Origin of the sequence: Synechococcus sp. MU1643 (genome assembly GCF_020514095.1) — a bacterium.
Lineage (GTDB): Bacteria > Cyanobacteriota > Cyanobacteriia > PCC-6307 > Cyanobiaceae > Parasynechococcus.
This window is the reverse complement of record NZ_VTKY01000003.1, coordinates 216,150-232,999: the sequence shown is the minus strand read 5'-3', so window position 1 is coordinate 232,999 and position 16,850 is coordinate 216,150. Positions and strand designations below refer to the sequence as shown.

Sequence of the window (16,850 nt, the reverse complement as noted above, 5' to 3'; positions counted from 1 at the left end):
GTCAATCCCAAGTCTGACATTTCATGGCTGCTCTTCACAAGAAAGGGGAGGCCAAGCCTCCCCTCACGACGCCATGGCGAAACGTTGATCACCAGCTGGACTTGACCACGCCGGGCAGTTCTCCCTTGTGGGCGCGCTCACGCAGCTGGTTACGGCAGAGACCGAAATCGCGATAAACGCCGCGGGGCTTGCCGGTGGCCCAGCAACGGTTGCGCACGCGGATACGTGCGCTGTTGCGAGGCAGAGCCTGAATCTTGCGATGGATCTCCAGGCGATCCATAGGATCTTCGGCTGCGTTGAAGGCTGCCATCAGTACTGCTCGCTTGGCCGCATAGCGCTCAACCGTTTTTTTGCGCTTCACATCGCGAGCGATCATCGACTTCTTGGCCATGCAGCTGAGGGCAGCGAGTGAACGAATCTTCAACGATACACGGGCGCCATCGCCCCATCAGCGACCCATCAATTGCTGGACCACCGGCAGCTGACTGGTGTCACGCACGATCAGCACAAGGGTGAGCCCCACCAGGAGAAGAAAACCGGATTGCACGAAGGCCATTTGGATTCGCTCTGACACCGGACGACCACGAACGGACTGAATCGCGAGCATCATCATTTGCCAGCCATCGAGCAGCGGTAGCGGCAGCGAATTGAGCACCGCCAGATTGATTGAGATCAGGGCTGAGAAGAGCACCAATCCTGATCCCCCCTGCTGGCTGAGCTGAGCGCCCATCTCAACGATCTTCACTGGGCCACTCACCTGCCCCGCCGTGGCTCGGAAGTTGGTCAGGAGGCCGGCGTAGCCCCGTACGGTCTGTTGCAGCATTTGGCTGAATTGCGAGCCGGTGGTAAGCACCAGTTCACCGGGGTTCCGCACGGATCGCATCTCCCCACTGATGTTGGCCTGGAGTTGGGCGCCGATTTTCCCTGTGCCCTGTTGATCGTCGGGGATCAGTTCAACGGTGGACGTCTCGTCTCCCCGCCTTCGCTCCAAACGGATGGATTGCTCGGGTGCTGCTTTCACATCCCGCACCATTGCCTCAACGCCCCTTTGTCCTGCGGGAAGGGGTTGGGCATTCATGCTGAGGATCTGGTCACCGGCACGGAGCCCGGAGCGGGCGGCAGCACCACCCGGTTGCACCTGAACCACCAGGACCCCCGGATCCGGCGCGGCGGGGACGCCGACAAATGCTGCCTGAGCGAAGAGCACCACCAGTGCTAAGGCCAGGTTGGCCAACACCCCTGCAGCAACCACCAAGGCTTGCTGGGGGATGGGCCGGTTGCGCAGCAGATCCGGATCATCAGCAGAGATCGTGCTCTCGTCGTCGTCGTCGGGGAAGGCGACGAAACCACCAAGGGGCAGCAGCCGCAGGGCGTAGGTCACCCCACGACGTTGTCTCTTGATCAGGGCCGGGCCAAAACCAATGGAAAAGCCGCTGACGCGGATGCCCTGGAGCGTTGCAGCGAGGAAATGGCCGGCCTCATGCACCACGATCAGCAGGGCTAGGACCAGAAGGGCTGCCAACACGTTCATATATCCGTCAGGAATCCAGTCGGATCATTCTGGCTGGAGTCGCTCGCGGCCGACGTAGGGCACCAGAGCTTTGGGCAGCAGGACGCTGCCGTCGGGCTGTTGTCCGTTCTCCAACAGGGCCGCCATGGTTCTGCCTACGGCTAGGCCACTGCCATTCAGGGTGTGAACCAATTTCGTGGCCTTGCCTTCTTTGGTGCGGATGGAGGACCGTCGCGCCTGAAAATCGCCACAGACGCTGCAACTGGAGATTTCCCGGTAGGCCCCCGCCCCCGGCAGCCAGACCTCGAGGTCGAAGGTCCGGCGGGCAGAGAAGCCGAGGTCGGCGGTGCAAAGGTCCAAGACCCGATAGGGCAGCTCCAGCGCCTGAAGAACAGCTTCTGCATCGGCCGTGATCTGTTGGTGCGCCTCCTCGGAGTGATCGGGGTGCACAAACCAGTACAGCTCCACCTTGTTGAACTGGTGCAGGCGAATCAGGCCACGGGTGTCGCGGCCGTAGCTACCTGCCTCACGGCGGAAGCAGGGGCTGTAAGCGGCGTAGCGCAGGGGCAGTTGATCTGCCGGGATGATTTCATCCCGGTGCAGGGAGGTCACCGGCACCTCAGCGGTTGGTGTCAGCCAGAGGTCGTCCTCCGCGCAACGGAAGCTTTCCTCGGCGAACTTGGGCAGTTGTCCTGATCCGGTGAGGCTGGCGCTGTTCACCAGCACCGGGGGCAGTACCTCTCGGTAGCCCTTGCTCGTGTGGAGGTCGAGCATGAAATTGATCAGGCCACGCTCCAGCCGTGCCCCCTGCCCCATCAGCGTGACGAAACGGCTCTGCGCGATGCGGACGGAGCGTTCGGTATCGAACAGCTGTAGCCGTTCCGCGATTTGCCAGTGCTCGTCAAGGTTGTCGTCAACCCGGGGGGTTCCCCAGCGGCGCACTTCAATGTTGTCGTCTTCACTGCGCCCATCAGGGCAGGCCGCTGAAGGGAGGTTGGGGAACCCCAGCAGTTGCTGCTTGAGCTCACTCGAGAGCTTCTTTTCCTCCTCCTCCAGCACCGCCACCTTCTGCTTGGTGGCATTGCCCTGTTGGCGGAGTTCGGCGACCTCGTCGCCTTTGGGATCAGCGCCCGACTTGATGCGTTGGCCGACTTCCTTGCCGATCCGGTTGCCTTCTGCCTGCAGGTTGCTTCGTTGTTGCTCCAGATCCCGCTGTTGCTGGGCGATCAGCTGCAATTTGGTGAGATCAACAGCCTTGCCTCGCCGCCCCAGTTGCTGGGCGATCGTTTCGGGGTTGTCACGCACAAGGCGCTGATCGAGCACGGTTCCAAGAGCGTTAGCGCCGGCAGCCTATGGCAGTCCGTTTCAGAGCACCTGGCCTACCATGACCGCCGCAATGCCCGAGAACAGGGTGATGCCAAGGGCGGTGAGAGGGCTTTGCCCCTGCGCGACGGCCACTGTCGTGATCACGCCGGCACCAAGGCAGGCCACGCAGAGCTGAGTAGCGATGTCGTTGCGGCTCTCCACGTTGGTCCTGCAATTTTTCGGACCGTAGGGAGCGCGCTGGCTGCTGCCTTGCTCAAGGGTGACGTTCGTTACGCCCAGTCAGGCTTCGTTACTTGCAGCAACAGATGCGGGGCGGGCGCGGCCGCCTGCAGCCCACTGCTTCAGCCGCTCGAGCTGTTCGCTGGCGGTGCGCGAGAGGGGGATGAGCTGGGATGCCGCTCCAATCAGATCCGGCTCCGTCAACTCACGGTTGTCGGCAAAGGCCAAGTGCATCGCCTCGATCACGGTCTGCTCCAGCTCGGCACCGGAGAAGCCCTCACTGCGGCTCACCACGGTGTCCAAGGGAAGCTTCAGCCCCGGGCGTCGCCGTTCCAGATGCAGCTCAAGAATGCTGTTGCGCTCAGAGCTGCTGGGCAGATCGAGCATGAAGATCTCATCGAAACGCCCCTTGCGCAGCAGCTCCGGTGGCAGCTTCTCGACACCGTTGGCGGTGGCGACGACGAACACTGGGGACTGTTTCTCGGCCATCCAGGTGAGCACGTTGGCCAGAACCCGCTGGGTGGTGCCGCCGTCACTGCGGCCATCCCCCCCGAAGCCCTTGTCGATCTCGTCGATCCAGAGCACGCAGGGCGCCATCGCTTCAGCCCGTTGGATCATCTCGCGGGTGCGTGCCTCGCTGGCTCCCACCAAGCCTGCGAACAGACGCCCCACATCCAGACGCAACAGGGGCATCGACCAACTGCAGGCGATGGCTTTGGCCGTGAGTGATTTCCCTGTGCCTTGAGGACCCACGAGCAGGACGCCACGGGGCAGTGGCAGTCCGAAACGTCGTGCATCTTCCGAGAAGGCCCGGTGTCGTTGGTTCAGCCAGGTCTTGAGACCGTCGAGGCCTCCGATGGCTTCGGTGCCAGCATCACTGCGACAGAACTCCAGCACCTCACTGCGGGCAATCGTCTGGCGTTTTTCGTCCAGAACGTCCTGCAGATCCTCTGATCCCAACTGGCCGCGGCGGGCCAGGGCACGGGCCGCAACCTGGCGAACCCGCATCTCGCTGAGTCCGCTGCAGGCCTGAGCCAGCTCATCCAGGACGGAAGCAGGAAGCTCGCTGCCGCTGCTGGTGCTGATGCTGCTGATCAGGCGGCGCAGGTCGTTGTTGTCGGGTAGGGGGAGATCCAGCAGCGTGAGGCTCTCTTCCAGATCCCCTGGGGGTGTCCATTGCCCGCAGCACAGCACCAGCGTGTGCGGGGTGCTGCGCAGGGATGCCTCGAGATTGCGCAGCATCCTTGCCACCCCGGGGTCATCGCAGAAACGATGAAAATCCTTGGCGAGCAGCAGGGTTGGGCTGCCCGCATCCCGTTGCTGGAGCCACTGGAGCATGGCCATCGGTTGACGGCTCCCCTGGCCATCGGCGTTCACGGGCCCGCTGATGCCATCGATGAAATTCCAGCAGACCAGTTGGCGTGCAAGCCGTTGAGCGGCCTCTCCGAGCAGGCTTTCCACCCGGACTTCCTCATTGCTGCGCACCCAGATCAGGGGTGTGCGCGCACGCACCAGAAGGTCGATCTGGTGTCCCCAGGCGGCACTGCTCATGGCTGGTCAATCTGCTGCTGGAGCTGTTGCAGGGCCTGCCAGCGGGGATCCACCTCCTTTGGCTTGGTGGTTGGGGCCACGGACTGCTGCTCGAGGCCTGGTGGGCCTGGGCAGTGGTCACCGCAGTGGTTGACGACGGGCAACAGCAGGTTGAGCTGTTCGAAGGCCCATTGCTGCGGGTCAAATTGACCACGTGGATCGAGAACATCCACCAAACCTTCCATCTCGGCGACCTCTCCGGAGAGCTCCAGCTCGTCGGCCGTCGGTTGCTCGTCTCCCAGCCAGATCAGTTCCGAGGGTGTGCAACTGAGCTTCTGATTGAACTGATTCAGGCAGCGATCGCAGCAGAGCGTCACGATCGTGTTGAGCTTTCCCTGAACCGCCAAGACGTTGCCGCGGTGCTCTGCGGAGACATGGCCTCGCACTGGTGTAAGCGAGGGGAGCTCATCGAGCTCACCCTCAACGTCCCAGACTTTCGCGGCGCCGAGGGCCCGGAGCTCCTGGAGGGGAACAGGCTCCAGTGCCTCGATCACTTGCCCTTCGGTTCAAATGGCAGCCTTGAACCACCTGAGGTGGCGGAAACCGTCACCGTTTTTTGGGCCATTTGCTGGTCCAGAATTTTCTGGAGGTTGTCGGGCAGTGCCTCTTTGGAGAGGATGAAGGTCTGCAGACCTTGGAAAATGTTGGCGATCAGCATGTAGAGCAGAACGCCGGCGGGGAGGGGGAAGAACAAAAACATCCCCGTGATCATCACCGGAGTGATTTTGTTGGCCGTGGACTGTTGAGGGTTAGCGGGCATGCCCATGCCCGACAGCAGTTGTGAGATGAACAGCGTGACGCCGAAGCCGGCAACGAGAATGGCGATGTCCCAGTTGATGGCACCGTCGGCGTAGAAGCCCACCTGACCCAGGGCTTTGATGAACAGGAAGCCGCTTCTGGCTGCCAGGCCCTGAATCTTGGCTTCAACAGTGGCATCACCGGCGGCGAGGGCCGTGATCGTGCCGTCCTCACTGACGCTGACGATGTCATCGCCCTTGGTCACCGCCCAGGTTGGGGCAAAGCGTCCAGGGTTCTCAACATCCGTGAGCACGTCGCTGAAGGCGCGGCCGTCCTTCGTATGAAGGTTCACTGTGGCGCTATCGCCGACGCCAATCTTGGTGCCCCGCGGCAGGCTGGCAATTACTGGTACGTGGTCGGTTTCAGCGATGAAGATGGAGTGGCTGGCGCTGTTGAACGGCTTGGGTTCAACGGCAGCGATCTGGTCAGCTGGCAACACCTTCATGTTCAAGGTGTAGGGGACGTCGGCGAACGGTGACCCCCGCAGGGTTGCAAACAGTGCAAAAAGGATCGGCATCTGCACCAGCAGCGGCAGGCATCCCGCCAAGGGGCTGCCGAATTCCTTCATCACATTGCCCAGCTCCTCCTGCTGTTTTTGAGGATTGTTGGCATATCGGCTTTTGATCTCAGCCTGGCGTTTCTGAATCACCGGTTGGGCAATGCGCATGCGCCGAGCGCTGCGAATTGATCCTGCGCTCAGGGGGTAGAGAGCGATCCGGATCACGAGGGTGAGGGCGACGATGGCCAGGCCATAGCTCGGAACCAACCCATAGAAGAAGTCCAGGATTGGAATCAGCAGGTTGTCGGAGATGTATCCGATCACGTTGAAGAAACGGGGGGGCGGGACGTTGTGAGGCCAGTGTGCATGAACAGCTGCACCTAGGCGGCGAAACCTTCAGTGGTTTTCTCTTGCGCTTTGGCCGCACGGCTGCTGATGCGTTCGAGGATGTAGGCCTCCACTTCCCGGAATCGAGGCATCGAACGGAGTTCGAGTCTGGCGCCATCCTTGAGCACTAGCACCATGTCTCCCCAGGCACCGAAGCCGCGGGGCACGGTGCGCACTTCGCTGATCTGCGAATACACCACTTGGGTTTTGTCTTTGCCCATCCAGCCCCCCGTCACCGAGATGCGGCGACTGGTGATGCGGAAGCGCAGCCAAAAGGCCCGAACAACGGCTCCAATGGTGAAGGGAAGGCCGATAAGCGTGAATCCGAGCAGGATGTTGAAGATCAGATCTCCTCGGGCTGGTCCACCGTCGTAGTGGACATCTTCCTGAATGCTGGTCATGGATCCAGTCCGGCTCTTCTCAGAAGACTGTCGCATTCTTCGAGCAACTGTGTGGGTTCGGCTTCCGCGGCTTCCGGGCGGAGACTGAGCAACAACCACTGGCCTGCCAGGTCGTTTCGCCGTTCAAAATGCCGACGCAGATGGTCATGCAGAAGCCGCCGTAGGCGGTTTCGCTTGACGGCGCGTTTGCTCACCTTGTTGCTGATCACCAGAGCGCAGCGGCAGGTCTTCTCTTCGATGCCCTGCAACTCGCGGCGGAGCAGATTGGAGTCACCTGAAGCGACGCGTAGAACCATCAAGGTTCCGTGCTGGCGCTTGGAGGATCGGTGCAAACGGTTGAAGCATCGATGCCCGCGCAATCGCATGGAGGCGGGAAGGACCATCAACCAATCGTGTTTGGAGAGGCTGAGTTTGGGGTGAATCCTATATGGATTCATCCCAAACCATCAAGCGGCGAGGCGGACGCGACCGCGCTTGCGTCGTGTGCGAATCACGCGGCGACCGGTGTGGGAGCGCATCCGTACACGGAAACCCGAGACCCGCTTCCTCTTGCGGTTTGTTCCCCCGAGCGTGCGCTTGGTCATGGACGTCTCCTGGCTACCGGCCGATCTGAATCTGGGATTTTATCAGTCAGTCCACATCGATAAGCCAGCTTCCGCGGTAGCCGGACATCGGCACATCACCGGGGGCCTGCACTAGGGCGTTGAACTGATACATGCGCTTCCCCTGAGGATTGAACAACTTGATGCGGAGCGAATAGTCCCCGTCTGAAGGCAGTGGAGTGTCGGGGAAGACCACGATTTCTGTTTGGTCTTTGTTGACCTCGATGACTGCAGGGATTTCTTCGAGGCACTTGCTCCGGCTCATCATGCTGCCGACGCTGGTGCGGCACAGGTGCATGCGGTGGGGTTTGAGCTTGGAGTCGAAGTAGTCCGGAACGGTGACGGTGAGTTTGAGGATCGCTGTCTTTCGGTCCTTTTCGCGCAGGGTGAGATACCACTCCGAGCGGTCGTTTTCGATGCTGGAGGTCTGGTAGTAGTACAGCTTCCGGTAGTCACGATCGTTGTCCCAGCGGAATTCCATAAGCCCCGGTGTGCCTTGGGCGTGGGCGATCTGCTCGGGAGCCTCGGTGAAGGCTGAGCCAATCAGTAGAGCTGCAGCGGTGCCGACTCCAGCAAGCAAGCGTCTGGTGGTGAAACGGGCCATTGGGAAGCATCTTGATGGTGGGATTCTCCTGAGTCCAACCACGGGGCGGTGATCTCAGGGGTCGGAGACTGATCTGTCAGTTGGACCAGATCGGTCTGGCCTGAGCCGATGCGCGGCGCCTTGATAAGGATGCACCGGTTGCTGCTCCTGCGGGATCCAGGCGTGGGCCAGAACACGGATGCAGCGGGGGAGGTCTCCTTGAACCGCCATTTGCTGGCAGTCCAGCAGGGCCACCGTGTCCCAGCCGGGCCGCCGGCGTGCAATGGCTGCCGGGAAACAGGCGTCGAGATCGGCGGTGACCGAGAAGGTCACCGACACCAGCTGGTTGGGCGTCAGATCATTGCGATCGACAAGGGCATCGATCAAATCGCTGACCGCCGCTTGGATGGCCTCTGTGCTGTTCTCCGTGCAGGTGGTGGCCCCGCGCAGGCCTCTCAGAACAAGGGGTGAGCTGGTCATGGGCGGTACAGCCAAAGCACCTGACCGCTCCCCATCAATTCAATCGAGAGGCGCTGCTGCAGTTGATGCAAGAGCTGGGATCCCGGCAGCAAGCCACTGAGCTTGCGACGTTGCTTGCCCAAGGTGACGGGACGAATGTCGTCCGCGTCGAGATCGGCCAGCTGCGCAGCAAGGCGATGGGCATGCTCTTCGTCGCCGAGTTCATCCACCAAGCCCAGGGCCTGCGCCTGTTCTCCGCTGAACACCCGTCCATCTGCGAAGCGCTTCACTGTCTCCAGATCAAGGTTTCGCCCCTGAGCCACAACCCCAACGAACTGGCCGTAGCTGCTGTCAATCAGCTCCTGAAGCAGTGCCCGTTCGGCATCGCTCAGCGGACGATCAGGGGAAAGGATGTCCTTGAACGGACCACTCTTCACCGTGTCGAAGCGAATCCCGATCTTTTCGAACACCCGCGAGAGATCGTTGCCCCGCAGGATTACCCCGATGGAACCGGTGATCGTGCCGGGATTGGCGACGATTTTTTCAGCAGCAACGCCGATGTAGACGCCTCCGGACGCTGAGATGTTGCCGAAGCTGGCCACCACGCGACAACCCTGTTCTCGAAGTCGCATCAGGGCTGCATGAATTTCCTGGCTATCTCCAACCGTGCCGCCGGGGCTGTCAATTCGCAGCAGTAGTGCTGGAAATTCCCTTTGCTTCACCTCCCGTAACGCTTTAAGCACCCGCTTCCGAGTGGCGCCGGTGATGGGGCCATCAACAACGATTCGCGCCATCCTTCGTCGTGATTTTCGCCGCCAGGGCCAGATCATGTTGCGCATCTGCATCGCTCCAGATCTTAAAAAGAGCACCCAAGCGCTCATCCATGCCGTCATTGCGACTCTGGTTTCTGATGGTGTTGCCCTTTGCGCTTTGGGGAACGGCGATGACCGCCATGGCGCCATTGCTCGCCAGCGCAGGGCCCTGGCTGGTTGCTGGCTTTCGCCTCGTGCCCGCCGGTTTGGCTCTTTTGCTCTGGGGCCAGTGGACCGGCCGTGGCTTGGCGATCGATTCTCGTGATCTGCTTTGGTTCCTCTTGTTCACCCTGGTGGATGCCACTTTGTTTCAAGGCCTTTTGGCACGGGGGTTGGAGGGCACAGGAGCGGGTCTCGGTTCCGTCCTGATTGATTGCCAACCTCTGCTGGTTGCCCTGATGGCACGTGCTCTTTTCAGGGAGTCGATCAATCCCATCGGCTGGATGGGGCTGGCCATCGGTTTGGCGGGAATCGTCTGCATTGGCCTGCCCTCTGAGCTGTTGGGACATTGGTGGTTGCTGGCTGATCCGCCGGCGGTGCAGCAGTTGTTTCAGCCCGGTGAAGGCTGGATGTTGCTGGCATCCCTCGCCATGGCTGCTGGGACGGTCTTGATCCGCTTTGCCTCACGCCACAGCGATCCAGTCACCGTCACGGCCTGGCACATGGTGCTGGGGGGGCTTCCCCTGTTCGGGCTTCATGCCCTCCAGGGCACAGATGCTGGTTTGGCCTGGACGGCAACGGACTGGGCGCGCATGGGTTACGCGAGCCTGCTCGGAAGCGCCTTGGCCTACGGATTGTTTTTCTGGTTCGCCAATCAGCGCGATCTCACCAGTTTCAGCAGCCTGGGATTTCTCACCCCTGTGTTTGCGCTGGCCACTGGTGGGTGGTTGCTGGGAGAGCGCCTTGATCTGCTCCAGTGGATCGGTGTCGTGCTGGTGCTCGTGTCGGTGATCTTCGTCAGTCAACGGCGCCGGTTTTGGGAGCCGTTGCCGCTTACGGATCCCTCGTCATGACCTTGTCGCCGCTTCACCTCGTCATCGTCAACACGCCCATCGGGGCTCTCGGCAGTGGCGAGGGTGGTGGTGTGGAGCTCACCCTCCGATCCTTGGTGCAGGGGTTGGTTCGGCGGGGCCACAGGCTCACGGTTGTGGCCGCCAAGGGCTCCACGCTGCCCGCCGACTGCAGCGGAGTTGAGCTGCTGGAGGTGGAGGGTGTGAATCAGCCCAGCTGGCAGCATGCCGCCGAGCATGCACCGGTCGAAATTCCCCGCAACAGTCTTCTGCCGGCTCTCTGGGAGGCCGCGCTCGATGCGGGGCAGTCTGCCGACGCTGTCATCAACGGTGGGTATGACTGGCTGCCGCTGTGGCTGACGCAACGGGTCAGCGCCAGGCTCTTTCATCTCGTGAGCATGGGAGATGTGGCTGCGGTGATGCGCGATGTGATCGAATCCGTCGCCGCCTGGGATTCACGTCGCCTTGCCTTTCACACCCACCGCCAGGCCGCTGATTTCCGGCTCCCCCCTCCCGCCAATGTTGTGGGCAACGGATTTGATCTCAGCAATTACACCTTTCAGCGCCAGACCGATGGCCCCCTGGGTTGGGCGGGCCGCATCGCTCCGGAAAAGGGTCTGGAGGATGCTGCTGCCGTTGCGGCTGCCTTGGGTGAACAGCTTCTGGTTTGGGGGTTGCGTGAGGACGACGCCTATGCGCAACAGGTGGAGTCGAGTGTTCCCAAAGACACGATCGACTGGCGTGGATTTCGATCGACCCAGGAGCTGCAGCAGGAGATGGGCCATTGCCGCGCTCTGATCAACACACCGAAATGGAACGAGGCCTACGGCAACGTTGTGGTTGAGGCCCTTGCCTGTGGTGTTCCGGTCGTTGCCTATGACCGCGGTGGACCCGGGGAGCTGATCTGTTCGGGTCGCACAGGCTGGTTGGTGCCGCCCGACGATGTTGCCGCCCTTACTGAGGCTTTGCGGCGCGTTGGCAGCATTGAGCGCTCTCACTGCCGCAGCTGGGCTGAGGAGAATGCTTCCTGTGATGTCTTCAGTCAGCGTGTTGAATCTTGGGTCCGAACAGGACTGATGGCGGATGTCAGCATCAACCTCAGAAGCTAAGAGTCCCTTGTCGGTCAATGTTTCAGGACGACAGCGGCGCCAGGTTCTGGCGCTTGTGCTGGCCCTGGGACTCGTCATCACGTTCTGGCGGCTGGGATCTACAGGCGTGGTGGATGAAACTCCGCCGTTGTTTGCCGCAGCCGGGCGGGCCATGGCTGACACCGGCGACTGGCTGACGCCTCGGGTGAATGGCTTACCTCGTTACGACAAACCGCCCCTGGTGTACTGGCTCATGGGGTTCGGCTATGCCTTTCCCGGACGTGAGGTTTGGGATCCTCTCGGCAGTTGGGCGGCACGGCTTCCTTCCGCCCTAGCCACGGTCGGGCTGATGCTGGGCCTTGCCGATACCGTGCTGCGCTGGCCGTTCTCAGGCGATGTGCGTCCGCGTTTGACGGCCCTGGTCGCACCGCTGGCATTTGCATTTTCCCCCCTGGTGCTGGTCTGGAGCCGCACCGCGGTGAGTGATGCCCTGCTGTGTGGCCTGCTGGGTCTCAGCTTTTTGCTGCAGTGGCGGCGTTTTGCCGCCCCCCAAGAGGTGGCCTGGTGGCCGGCCTGGGTGATCCTCGGATTCGCAGTTCTGGCCAAGGGGCCGGTCGCTGTGGTGCTTTCAGGACTCGCTCTGCTGATGTTCGGAGCGTTGCGACGGGATCTCGTTCAGCCCTGGCGGAGGCTGCGCCCGCTGCCCGGGTTGCTGCTCACCGCTCTGATCAGCCTTCCCTGGTACGCCCTGGAGTTGCTGGTGGAAGGACAGCCCTTCTGGGACAGCTTTTTTGGCTACCACAACCTTCAACGCTTCACCTCCGTGGTGAACGACCACCTCCAGCCTTGGTGGTTTTTCGGGCCGGTGATGCTCGTGGCTGCCTTGCCCTTCACGCCCTTTCTGCTGTTGGGGTTGGCGCGGGTGCCCCGATCGCCGGTCGCTCCGGAGCACTCGTTACATCAATTCGCAGCTTGCTGGCTGTTGGCGGTGCTGCTGCTGTTCACCACCGCAGCCACCAAGCTCCCCAGTTATTGGTTGCCCGCCACCCCCGCAGCGGCCCTGTTGGTGGCCCAGGCCACGCTGGGCTCATCGCGCTGGCAACGGATGGCGTGGGGAACTTGCCTGGCGCTGATTGCCGTCCTGGTCGCTGGGTTTTGGCTGGGATCGCTCTGGGTTCCCTTGATCGACGATCCGGAGATGCCGACGCTGTCGCTGGATTTGCTGGCCAGCGGTCTGTTGAACTGGGCTGCGGTCTGGTTCAGCGCTGCCGCCGCGCTTGGAGCCTGTCTGTTGCTTCAGCGTCGTGCTGCCGCTAAGGCCTTGCTGGCCATGCAGGGCTGTCTGCTCGGATTTCATCTCACAGCGCTGATCCCCATCGCCGAGCTCGCCGATCGACTGCGTCAGCAACCGGTCCGCGACGCAGCTTCACTGATGTTGTCGCAACAGCGCAGTGGAGAGCCCATGGTCATGGTTGGCGCCATGAAGCCTTCTCTGCATTTCTACACAGATCAAGTAATCGTCTACGAAGGTCAATCCGATGGGGCGTTGGTCAACATTGCGGATCGCCTGGCCCATGAACAGCGACGCGGCTGGAGTGGATACCCCCTCGGGAGCCCGGCTGCATCCAGCACCGTGTTGGTTCTGATCGATCGCGGCACGGCAGAACATGACCATTGGATCGACCTCCACCCTAAGTTGCTTGGTCAGATCGGGATTTACGACGTGTGGCGTCTGGACCGCAGTCGCCTTGAAGAACGGGCACAAACTCTGAAGATCGCCGGCGTCGATGCCGACTGGCGGGAGCCGCGTCCGGAGCGGTATTGAGGCTTTGAGCCTTAAGACGTTGACAAGGTCTGGCGATGGCAAAAACCGCAGTGCCCCCAGAGCTTGATTTCTCCGTTGGGAGCTGGTCGACTGCAGTCCGGGCACGTCCCCATTCCATGGACATCGGTACGGCTCGGATGCTCGGCCCAGACGCTGGCTTCGCTTTCCAGCACAGGTGATTGAAGGGGGTGGTGTTGCTGGATACGCAGATCACGCACCGCATGGCCTGCTTGATGCAGGGCGCTGATGAGCTGGGGCCGGTTGTAGAGGAGAGCCTGGCGCCATTGGGGATGGCTGGCTCCCACGGTCAGCACCCCGCGTTGCAGCGATAAGGGTCGGCAGTGCGGTGCCAGTTGCGCTCCTGCAACTCTCGGCCAGTCCTGCCATAGCGCTGCCAGATGGTCATCCTTGCGCCACTCCCTCTGAAGAGCGCCCAGGCAGGTTTTTAAGGGTTCCGCCGGCGCTGGTGCAGCTGATTGGAGCAGCTCCAAGCCCGGTAGGCGACGCCGTTGGGATTCAGGTGCAACCGCCATGGTCTAACTCTAGGCAGAACCATTGCGGGAACCTCGCTAATCTCAGCGCGTCTAGGGCCAAGTCATGGGTTTCTTTGATCGGCTGAGCAGGCTGGTTCGTGCCAACGCCAACGCTGCTGTCAGCAGCATGGAGGACCCCGCCAAGATCCTCGACCAATCGGTCGCCGATATGCAGGCGGATCTGGTCAAGTTGCGTCAGGCCGTCGCCCTGGCGATCGCTAGTCAGAAGCGTCTGAGCAGCCAGGCTGAACAGGCTGCAGCTCAATCCAAGACCTGGTACGAGCGTGCCGAGCTGGCTCTGAAAAAGGGTGAGGAATCGCTGGCTAGGGAAGCTTTGACCCGGCGCAAGACGTTCCAGGAGACGGCGACCTCGCTGACAGCCCAGGTTCAGGCCCAAGACGGCCAGGTGGAATCGCTCAAGAAGAGTCTGGTTGCCCTTGAAGGAAAGATCGCCGAGGCCAAGACCAAAAAGGACATGCTCAAGGCTCGAGCACAGGCAGCCAAGGCCCAGCAGCAGTTGCAAAGCGCCGTCGGCAGTATCGGCACCGATTCCGCCATGGCGGCCTTCGAGCGGATGGAGGAAAAGGTGGAGGCCCTGGAGGCCACCGGTCAGGCCGCGGCTGAGCTGGCTGGATCTGATCTGGAGAGTCAGTTCGCGGCTTTGGAAAGCGGTGGCGGCGTTGACAATGATCTCGAGGCGTTGCGCGCTCAGCTGAAGAGAGGCCCGGAAGCCGTTGCGCTCCCCGCCTCCGATGAGGCCGAGGCCGTGAAGCCCGTGCAGGTGGAAGAGGTGGATGCCGAACTCGAAGACTTGAAGCGATCCATCGACAAGCTCTGATCAACCCAGGAAAGTCGTCCGGCTTTCCATAAGATCAGTTCAGTCATTTGAGTGCTTTGGCTGGAGCTGTTGCCGATTTCACCGATGCTGGTTTTGAACGTGAAGTCCTCAAGGCTTCCGGCACGGTCCTGATCGATTTCTGGGCTGCCTGGTGCGGCCCCTGCCGACTGATCGCTCCATTAATGGATTGGGTCGCAAGCGACTACGGCGATCGCGTCAGCGTCGGCAAGCTCGAGGTGGACGCCAATCCCCAGACCCGTGACGCTTATCAGGTTCAGGGCATACCCACGCTGATCCTCTTCCGCAACGGTGAAGTGGTGGCGAGGCATGAAGGTGCCATCGCCAAACCGCAGCTGCAGTCCTTCTTGGATGCCAACCTCTAAGCGACTGGCCTCGCTGGGCAGCGCTGTTTTTGCCCGTGTTGATGCTGCAAAGCACGCTTATCGGCTCGAGGCGTCTTCTTCGGTACGTTCGGATCTGGTGGATCTCTCCATCGGATCGTCTGATCTTCGGCCACCCAAGGCGTTGTTGGACACCATGGCCTCAGCGGTCATGGAGTCCAACAGCAGCTCCTATTGCCTTCAAGCCGGATTAAGGCCTTTCCATGCCGCCATCGCGGACTGGTGTCGACATCGCTTCGACGTTGCGGTGGATCCTGATCATGAAGTCCAGTTGTTGGTGGGATCCCAGGAAGGAACCGCCCATCTGCCGCTGGCGGTGCTTGATCCCGGTGACGCTGCCCTGCATCTGGATCCCTGTTATCCGTCCCATACCGGTGGGTTGCACCTGGCGGGAGCCCGGACCAAGGCCTTGGCCCTCTCCCCTGAAAACGACTGGCGGCCGGATCTGTCGATCATCAGCCCCCAGCTTTGGGAGCAACTGAAGCTTTTCGTTTTTGGGTATCCCCACAACCCTTCAGCCCGAGTGGGGGATCAGGAGGATCTCAATCGCATCACGGTGATCGCGGCTCGGCACGATGTGGTGATCGCTCACGACAATCCCTATGTGGATCTCGCCCTGGATGGAGAGCCTCCTTCGCTTTTGCAGACTCCGAACTGGAGGCAGTGCGGAATCGAATTCTTCTCCCTCTCGAAGGGCTGGTGCCTTGGGGGGTTCAGGCTCGGTTTCGCGGTTGGTGCAGCACCCCTGATTGAGGCACTGCGTCGCACCAAAGCCGTCATTGATTTCAACCAGAGCCTCGCCCTGCAGCAGGGTGCGATCCAGGCCTTGCAACGCTTCCCCGATTGGCCGCGGCAACTGCATCCGATCTATCGCGAACGACGGGATCGTGTGGTCGAAACCCTCAGGGCACGCGGTTGGTCAGTTCCCTGTCCAGAGATGGCAATGTACCTGTGGTTCCCTTTGCCTGATGTGGTCAAGCATCGGGGTTGGAGTGATGAAGATGCAGCGAGGGAACTGCTTCAGCGCAGTGGTGTCGCCTTGACCCCTGGGTCTGGGTTTGGTGGCGGCGGTCGCCAGTGGCTGCGCATGGCGCTGGTGCGGCCGGTGAGTGAGTTGGTGGACGCTGCATCGCGTCTCGCGGATGCGATGGATGATTGATCCACGCATGCCGCGACATCGATGCCCACACCATGGTGGTGGCCGGTTGATGGCGACGTATCGCCGCCTCGCAGGTGCCTCGGCACGCCACTGGACCATCTGGCACGTGCCTGTGTGCAGCAGCACGGAGGAGCTGCTGGGGACCTGGTTGCGCGATCAGCCCTCGTTGATGGGGCCTCGCGCCGTCATTGCTACCCACCAGCGACGGGGAGTCGGTCAATGGAGGCGCGCCTGGGTTTCTCCGCCAGGTGGTGTCTGGATTAGTGCTGCATTGCCCTGGCAGAGCCATGGGTCCGGTCAGGCAGGCTTGCTTGGCTTGGCGCTGGCCCTCTCGGTGGTGCAACGGCTTGAGCAGAAGGGCCTTTCGGTGCAGATCAAATGGCCCAATGACCTGCTCGTGAACGGTCGCAAATTGGCGGGCCTTCTGCCTGGGGTGGTGCAGCGGGGCTCCCAGCTGCGTTTGCTGCGCATCGGCCTGGGCCTGAATGTGCGGAATTCGGTTCCTGGTCATGCCATTGCCCTGCGAAGGCTGGAAGGGCAGCAGGCTGCGGATCCGATCAGGTGGACGGCGGAGGTTTTGCTGGCCTTCGATCACTGTTACGGCGTCGGAGGCGATGGGGCCTGGTGCCTCGATGGCGTTCAGGCCCGGCTCTGGTCAGATCAGCTCGTCCATCCTGAAGATGGTCAGATCTGGAGGATTGCTGGCCTGGAACGCGATGGAGGACTTCGTTTGCGTCAGGGTTCAAGGACCGAAACCTGGCGCCGCTGGCCCTGAGTTGGTGGCCCATCCATAGGGTTTCTCTGCGCAGC

21 protein-coding genes are annotated in these 16,850 nt (G+C 61.6%); 7 read left to right on the top strand and 14 right to left on the bottom strand.

Going from position 1 to position 16,850, the window contains the following annotated elements; genetic code table 11:
- Window positions 1–88 precede the first annotated feature (88 nt).
- From rpsN to sppA, 13 genes are all read right to left on the bottom strand, one after another.
- A complete protein-coding gene (rpsN, locus tag FZX09_RS07435) occupies window positions 89–391 on the bottom strand; it encodes a 30S ribosomal protein S14 (protein WP_226401685.1) in 303 nt (100 codons plus the stop codon).
- Window positions 392–448: 57 nt separating this feature from the next.
- Entirely contained in the window at window positions 449–1,531 is a 1,083-nt protein-coding gene (rseP, locus tag FZX09_RS07430; RefSeq protein ID WP_226401629.1) for an RIP metalloprotease RseP, read from the bottom strand.
- 24 nt (window positions 1,532–1,555) lie between these two features.
- Complete coding sequence (gene serS, locus FZX09_RS07425; protein WP_226401628.1) at window positions 1,556–2,833, bottom strand: serine--tRNA ligase; 1,278 nt, start codon at window positions 2,831–2,833, stop codon at window positions 1,556–1,558.
- A 42-nt stretch (window positions 2,834–2,875) separates the two neighbouring features.
- A complete protein-coding gene (locus FZX09_RS07420) occupies window positions 2,876–3,037 on the bottom strand; it encodes a hypothetical protein (RefSeq protein WP_226401627.1) in 162 nt (53 codons plus the stop codon).
- A 78-nt stretch (window positions 3,038–3,115) separates the two neighbouring features.
- Entirely contained in the window at window positions 3,116–4,606 is a 1,491-nt protein-coding gene (locus FZX09_RS07415; protein ID WP_226401626.1) for an AAA family ATPase, read from the bottom strand.
- Window positions 4,603–5,139, bottom strand: coding sequence for a DUF177 domain-containing protein (locus tag FZX09_RS07410; protein WP_226401625.1), 537 nt, complete (start codon window positions 5,137–5,139; stop codon window positions 4,603–4,605). The genes FZX09_RS07415 and FZX09_RS07410 overlap by 4 nt, the downstream gene beginning before the upstream one ends.
- Window positions 5,136–6,266 (bottom strand): membrane protein insertase YidC, encoded by a 1,131-nt coding sequence (gene yidC, locus FZX09_RS07405; protein ID WP_226401624.1) that lies wholly within the window; start codon window positions 6,264–6,266, stop codon window positions 5,136–5,138. Before yidC ends, FZX09_RS07410 begins: the two co-directional genes overlap by 4 nt.
- A 56-nt stretch (window positions 6,267–6,322) precedes the next feature.
- Window positions 6,323–6,730, bottom strand: a complete 408-nt coding sequence (locus tag FZX09_RS07400; RefSeq protein ID WP_226401623.1) for a PH domain-containing protein — start codon at window positions 6,728–6,730, stop codon at window positions 6,323–6,325.
- On the bottom strand, window positions 6,727–7,113 hold the full coding sequence (locus FZX09_RS07395; protein WP_226401621.1) for a ribonuclease P protein component: 387 nt from the start codon (window positions 7,111–7,113) through the stop codon (window positions 6,727–6,729). Before FZX09_RS07395 ends, FZX09_RS07400 begins: the two co-directional genes overlap by 4 nt.
- A 63-nt stretch (window positions 7,114–7,176) precedes the next feature.
- The gene (gene rpmH / locus FZX09_RS07390) at window positions 7,177–7,314 is read right to left on the bottom strand and encodes a 50S ribosomal protein L34 (protein ID WP_226401619.1); all 138 of its coding nucleotides are present in this window, start codon (window positions 7,312–7,314) and stop codon (window positions 7,177–7,179) included.
- A 46-nt stretch (window positions 7,315–7,360) separates the two neighbouring features.
- Window positions 7,361–7,936 (bottom strand): DUF2808 domain-containing protein, encoded by a 576-nt coding sequence (locus FZX09_RS07385; protein WP_226401617.1) that lies wholly within the window; start codon window positions 7,934–7,936, stop codon window positions 7,361–7,363.
- A 54-nt stretch (window positions 7,937–7,990) separates the two neighbouring features.
- Window positions 7,991–8,395 (bottom strand): chorismate mutase, encoded by a 405-nt coding sequence (gene aroH, locus FZX09_RS07380; protein ID WP_226401615.1) that lies wholly within the window; start codon window positions 8,393–8,395, stop codon window positions 7,991–7,993.
- Entirely contained in the window at window positions 8,392–9,204 is an 813-nt protein-coding gene (gene sppA / locus FZX09_RS07375; protein WP_226401683.1) for a signal peptide peptidase SppA, read from the bottom strand. The genes aroH and sppA overlap by 4 nt, the downstream gene beginning before the upstream one ends.
- Before the next feature lie 53 nt (window positions 9,205–9,257).
- Here sppA and FZX09_RS07370 point away from each other — a divergent pair, with 53 nt between their 5' ends.
- From FZX09_RS07370 to FZX09_RS07360, 3 genes are read left to right on the top strand one after another with little or no spacing between them, the layout of a single operon-like run.
- Complete coding sequence (locus tag FZX09_RS07370) at window positions 9,258–10,199, top strand: DMT family transporter (protein ID WP_226401613.1); 942 nt, start codon at window positions 9,258–9,260, stop codon at window positions 10,197–10,199.
- Complete coding sequence (locus tag FZX09_RS07365) at window positions 10,196–11,305, top strand: glycosyltransferase (protein ID WP_226401611.1); 1,110 nt, start codon at window positions 10,196–10,198, stop codon at window positions 11,303–11,305. Before FZX09_RS07370 ends, FZX09_RS07365 begins: the two co-directional genes overlap by 4 nt.
- Window positions 11,280–13,109 carry a glycosyltransferase family 39 protein gene (locus tag FZX09_RS07360; RefSeq protein ID WP_226401609.1) on the top strand — a complete coding sequence of 610 codons (1,830 nt, stop codon included), beginning with the start codon at window positions 11,280–11,282 and terminating at the stop codon, window positions 13,107–13,109. The genes FZX09_RS07365 and FZX09_RS07360 overlap by 26 nt, the downstream gene beginning before the upstream one ends.
- A gap of 11 nt (window positions 13,110–13,120) precedes the next feature.
- Here FZX09_RS07360 and FZX09_RS07355 read toward each other — a convergent pair whose 3' ends face one another.
- A complete protein-coding gene (locus tag FZX09_RS07355) occupies window positions 13,121–13,642 on the bottom strand; it encodes a DUF721 domain-containing protein (protein ID WP_226401607.1) in 522 nt (173 codons plus the stop codon).
- A 64-nt stretch (window positions 13,643–13,706) separates the two neighbouring features.
- On the opposite strand from FZX09_RS07355, the gene FZX09_RS07350 reads away from it, so the two are divergent.
- The 4 genes from FZX09_RS07350 to FZX09_RS07335 are packed head-to-tail and all read left to right on the top strand — an operon-like array spanning window position 13,707 to window position 16,815.
- Entirely contained in the window at window positions 13,707–14,480 is a 774-nt protein-coding gene (locus tag FZX09_RS07350; RefSeq protein WP_226401605.1) for a PspA/IM30 family protein, read from the top strand.
- A gap of 56 nt (window positions 14,481–14,536) precedes the next feature.
- Entirely contained in the window at window positions 14,537–14,863 is a 327-nt protein-coding gene (gene trxA / locus FZX09_RS07345) for a thioredoxin (RefSeq protein ID WP_226401603.1), read from the top strand.
- Window positions 14,850–16,040, top strand: coding sequence for an aminotransferase class I/II-fold pyridoxal phosphate-dependent enzyme (locus tag FZX09_RS07340; RefSeq protein WP_226401601.1), 1,191 nt, complete (start codon window positions 14,850–14,852; stop codon window positions 16,038–16,040). The genes trxA and FZX09_RS07340 overlap by 14 nt, the downstream gene beginning before the upstream one ends.
- 49 nt (window positions 16,041–16,089) lie before the next feature.
- On the top strand, window positions 16,090–16,815 hold the full coding sequence (locus tag FZX09_RS07335) for a biotin--[acetyl-CoA-carboxylase] ligase (RefSeq protein WP_226401599.1): 726 nt from the start codon (window positions 16,090–16,092) through the stop codon (window positions 16,813–16,815).
- Window positions 16,816–16,850: the final 35 nt, after the last annotated feature.

Bases quoted from the DNA above. Each gene is read 5' to 3' on its own strand.
- rpsN (WP_226401685.1), bottom strand. From the start codon at position 391: ATGGCCAAGAAGTCGATGATCGCTCGCGATGTGAAGCGCAAAAAAACG.
- rseP (WP_226401629.1), bottom strand. From the start codon at position 1,531: ATGAACGTGTTGGCAGCCCTTCTGGTCCTAGCCCTGCTGATCGTGGTG.
- FZX09_RS07415 (WP_226401626.1), bottom strand. From the start codon at position 4,606: ATGAGCAGTGCCGCCTGGGGACACCAGATCGACCTTCTGGTGCGTGCG.
- FZX09_RS07400 (WP_226401623.1), bottom strand. From the start codon at position 6,730: ATGACCAGCATTCAGGAAGATGTCCACTACGACGGTGGACCAGCCCGA.
- FZX09_RS07395 (WP_226401621.1), bottom strand. From the start codon at position 7,113: ATGGTCCTTCCCGCCTCCATGCGATTGCGCGGGCATCGATGCTTCAAC.
- rpmH (WP_226401619.1), bottom strand. From the start codon at position 7,314: ATGACCAAGCGCACGCTCGGGGGAACAAACCGCAAGAGGAAGCGGGTC.
- FZX09_RS07385 (WP_226401617.1), bottom strand. From the start codon at position 7,936: ATGGCCCGTTTCACCACCAGACGCTTGCTTGCTGGAGTCGGCACCGCT.
- aroH (WP_226401615.1), bottom strand. From the start codon at position 8,395: ATGACCAGCTCACCCCTTGTTCTGAGAGGCCTGCGCGGGGCCACCACC.
- sppA (WP_226401683.1), bottom strand. From the start codon at position 9,204: ATGATCTGGCCCTGGCGGCGAAAATCACGACGAAGGATGGCGCGAATC.
- FZX09_RS07370 (WP_226401613.1), top strand. From the start codon at position 9,258: ATGCCGTCATTGCGACTCTGGTTTCTGATGGTGTTGCCCTTTGCGCTT.
- FZX09_RS07365 (WP_226401611.1), top strand. From the start codon at position 10,196: ATGACCTTGTCGCCGCTTCACCTCGTCATCGTCAACACGCCCATCGGG.
- FZX09_RS07360 (WP_226401609.1), top strand. From the start codon at position 11,280: ATGTCAGCATCAACCTCAGAAGCTAAGAGTCCCTTGTCGGTCAATGTT.
- FZX09_RS07355 (WP_226401607.1), bottom strand. From the start codon at position 13,642: ATGGCGGTTGCACCTGAATCCCAACGGCGTCGCCTACCGGGCTTGGAG.
- FZX09_RS07350 (WP_226401605.1), top strand. From the start codon at position 13,707: ATGGGTTTCTTTGATCGGCTGAGCAGGCTGGTTCGTGCCAACGCCAAC.
- FZX09_RS07340 (WP_226401601.1), top strand. From the start codon at position 14,850: ATGCCAACCTCTAAGCGACTGGCCTCGCTGGGCAGCGCTGTTTTTGCC.
- FZX09_RS07335 (WP_226401599.1), top strand. From the start codon at position 16,090: ATGGCGACGTATCGCCGCCTCGCAGGTGCCTCGGCACGCCACTGGACC.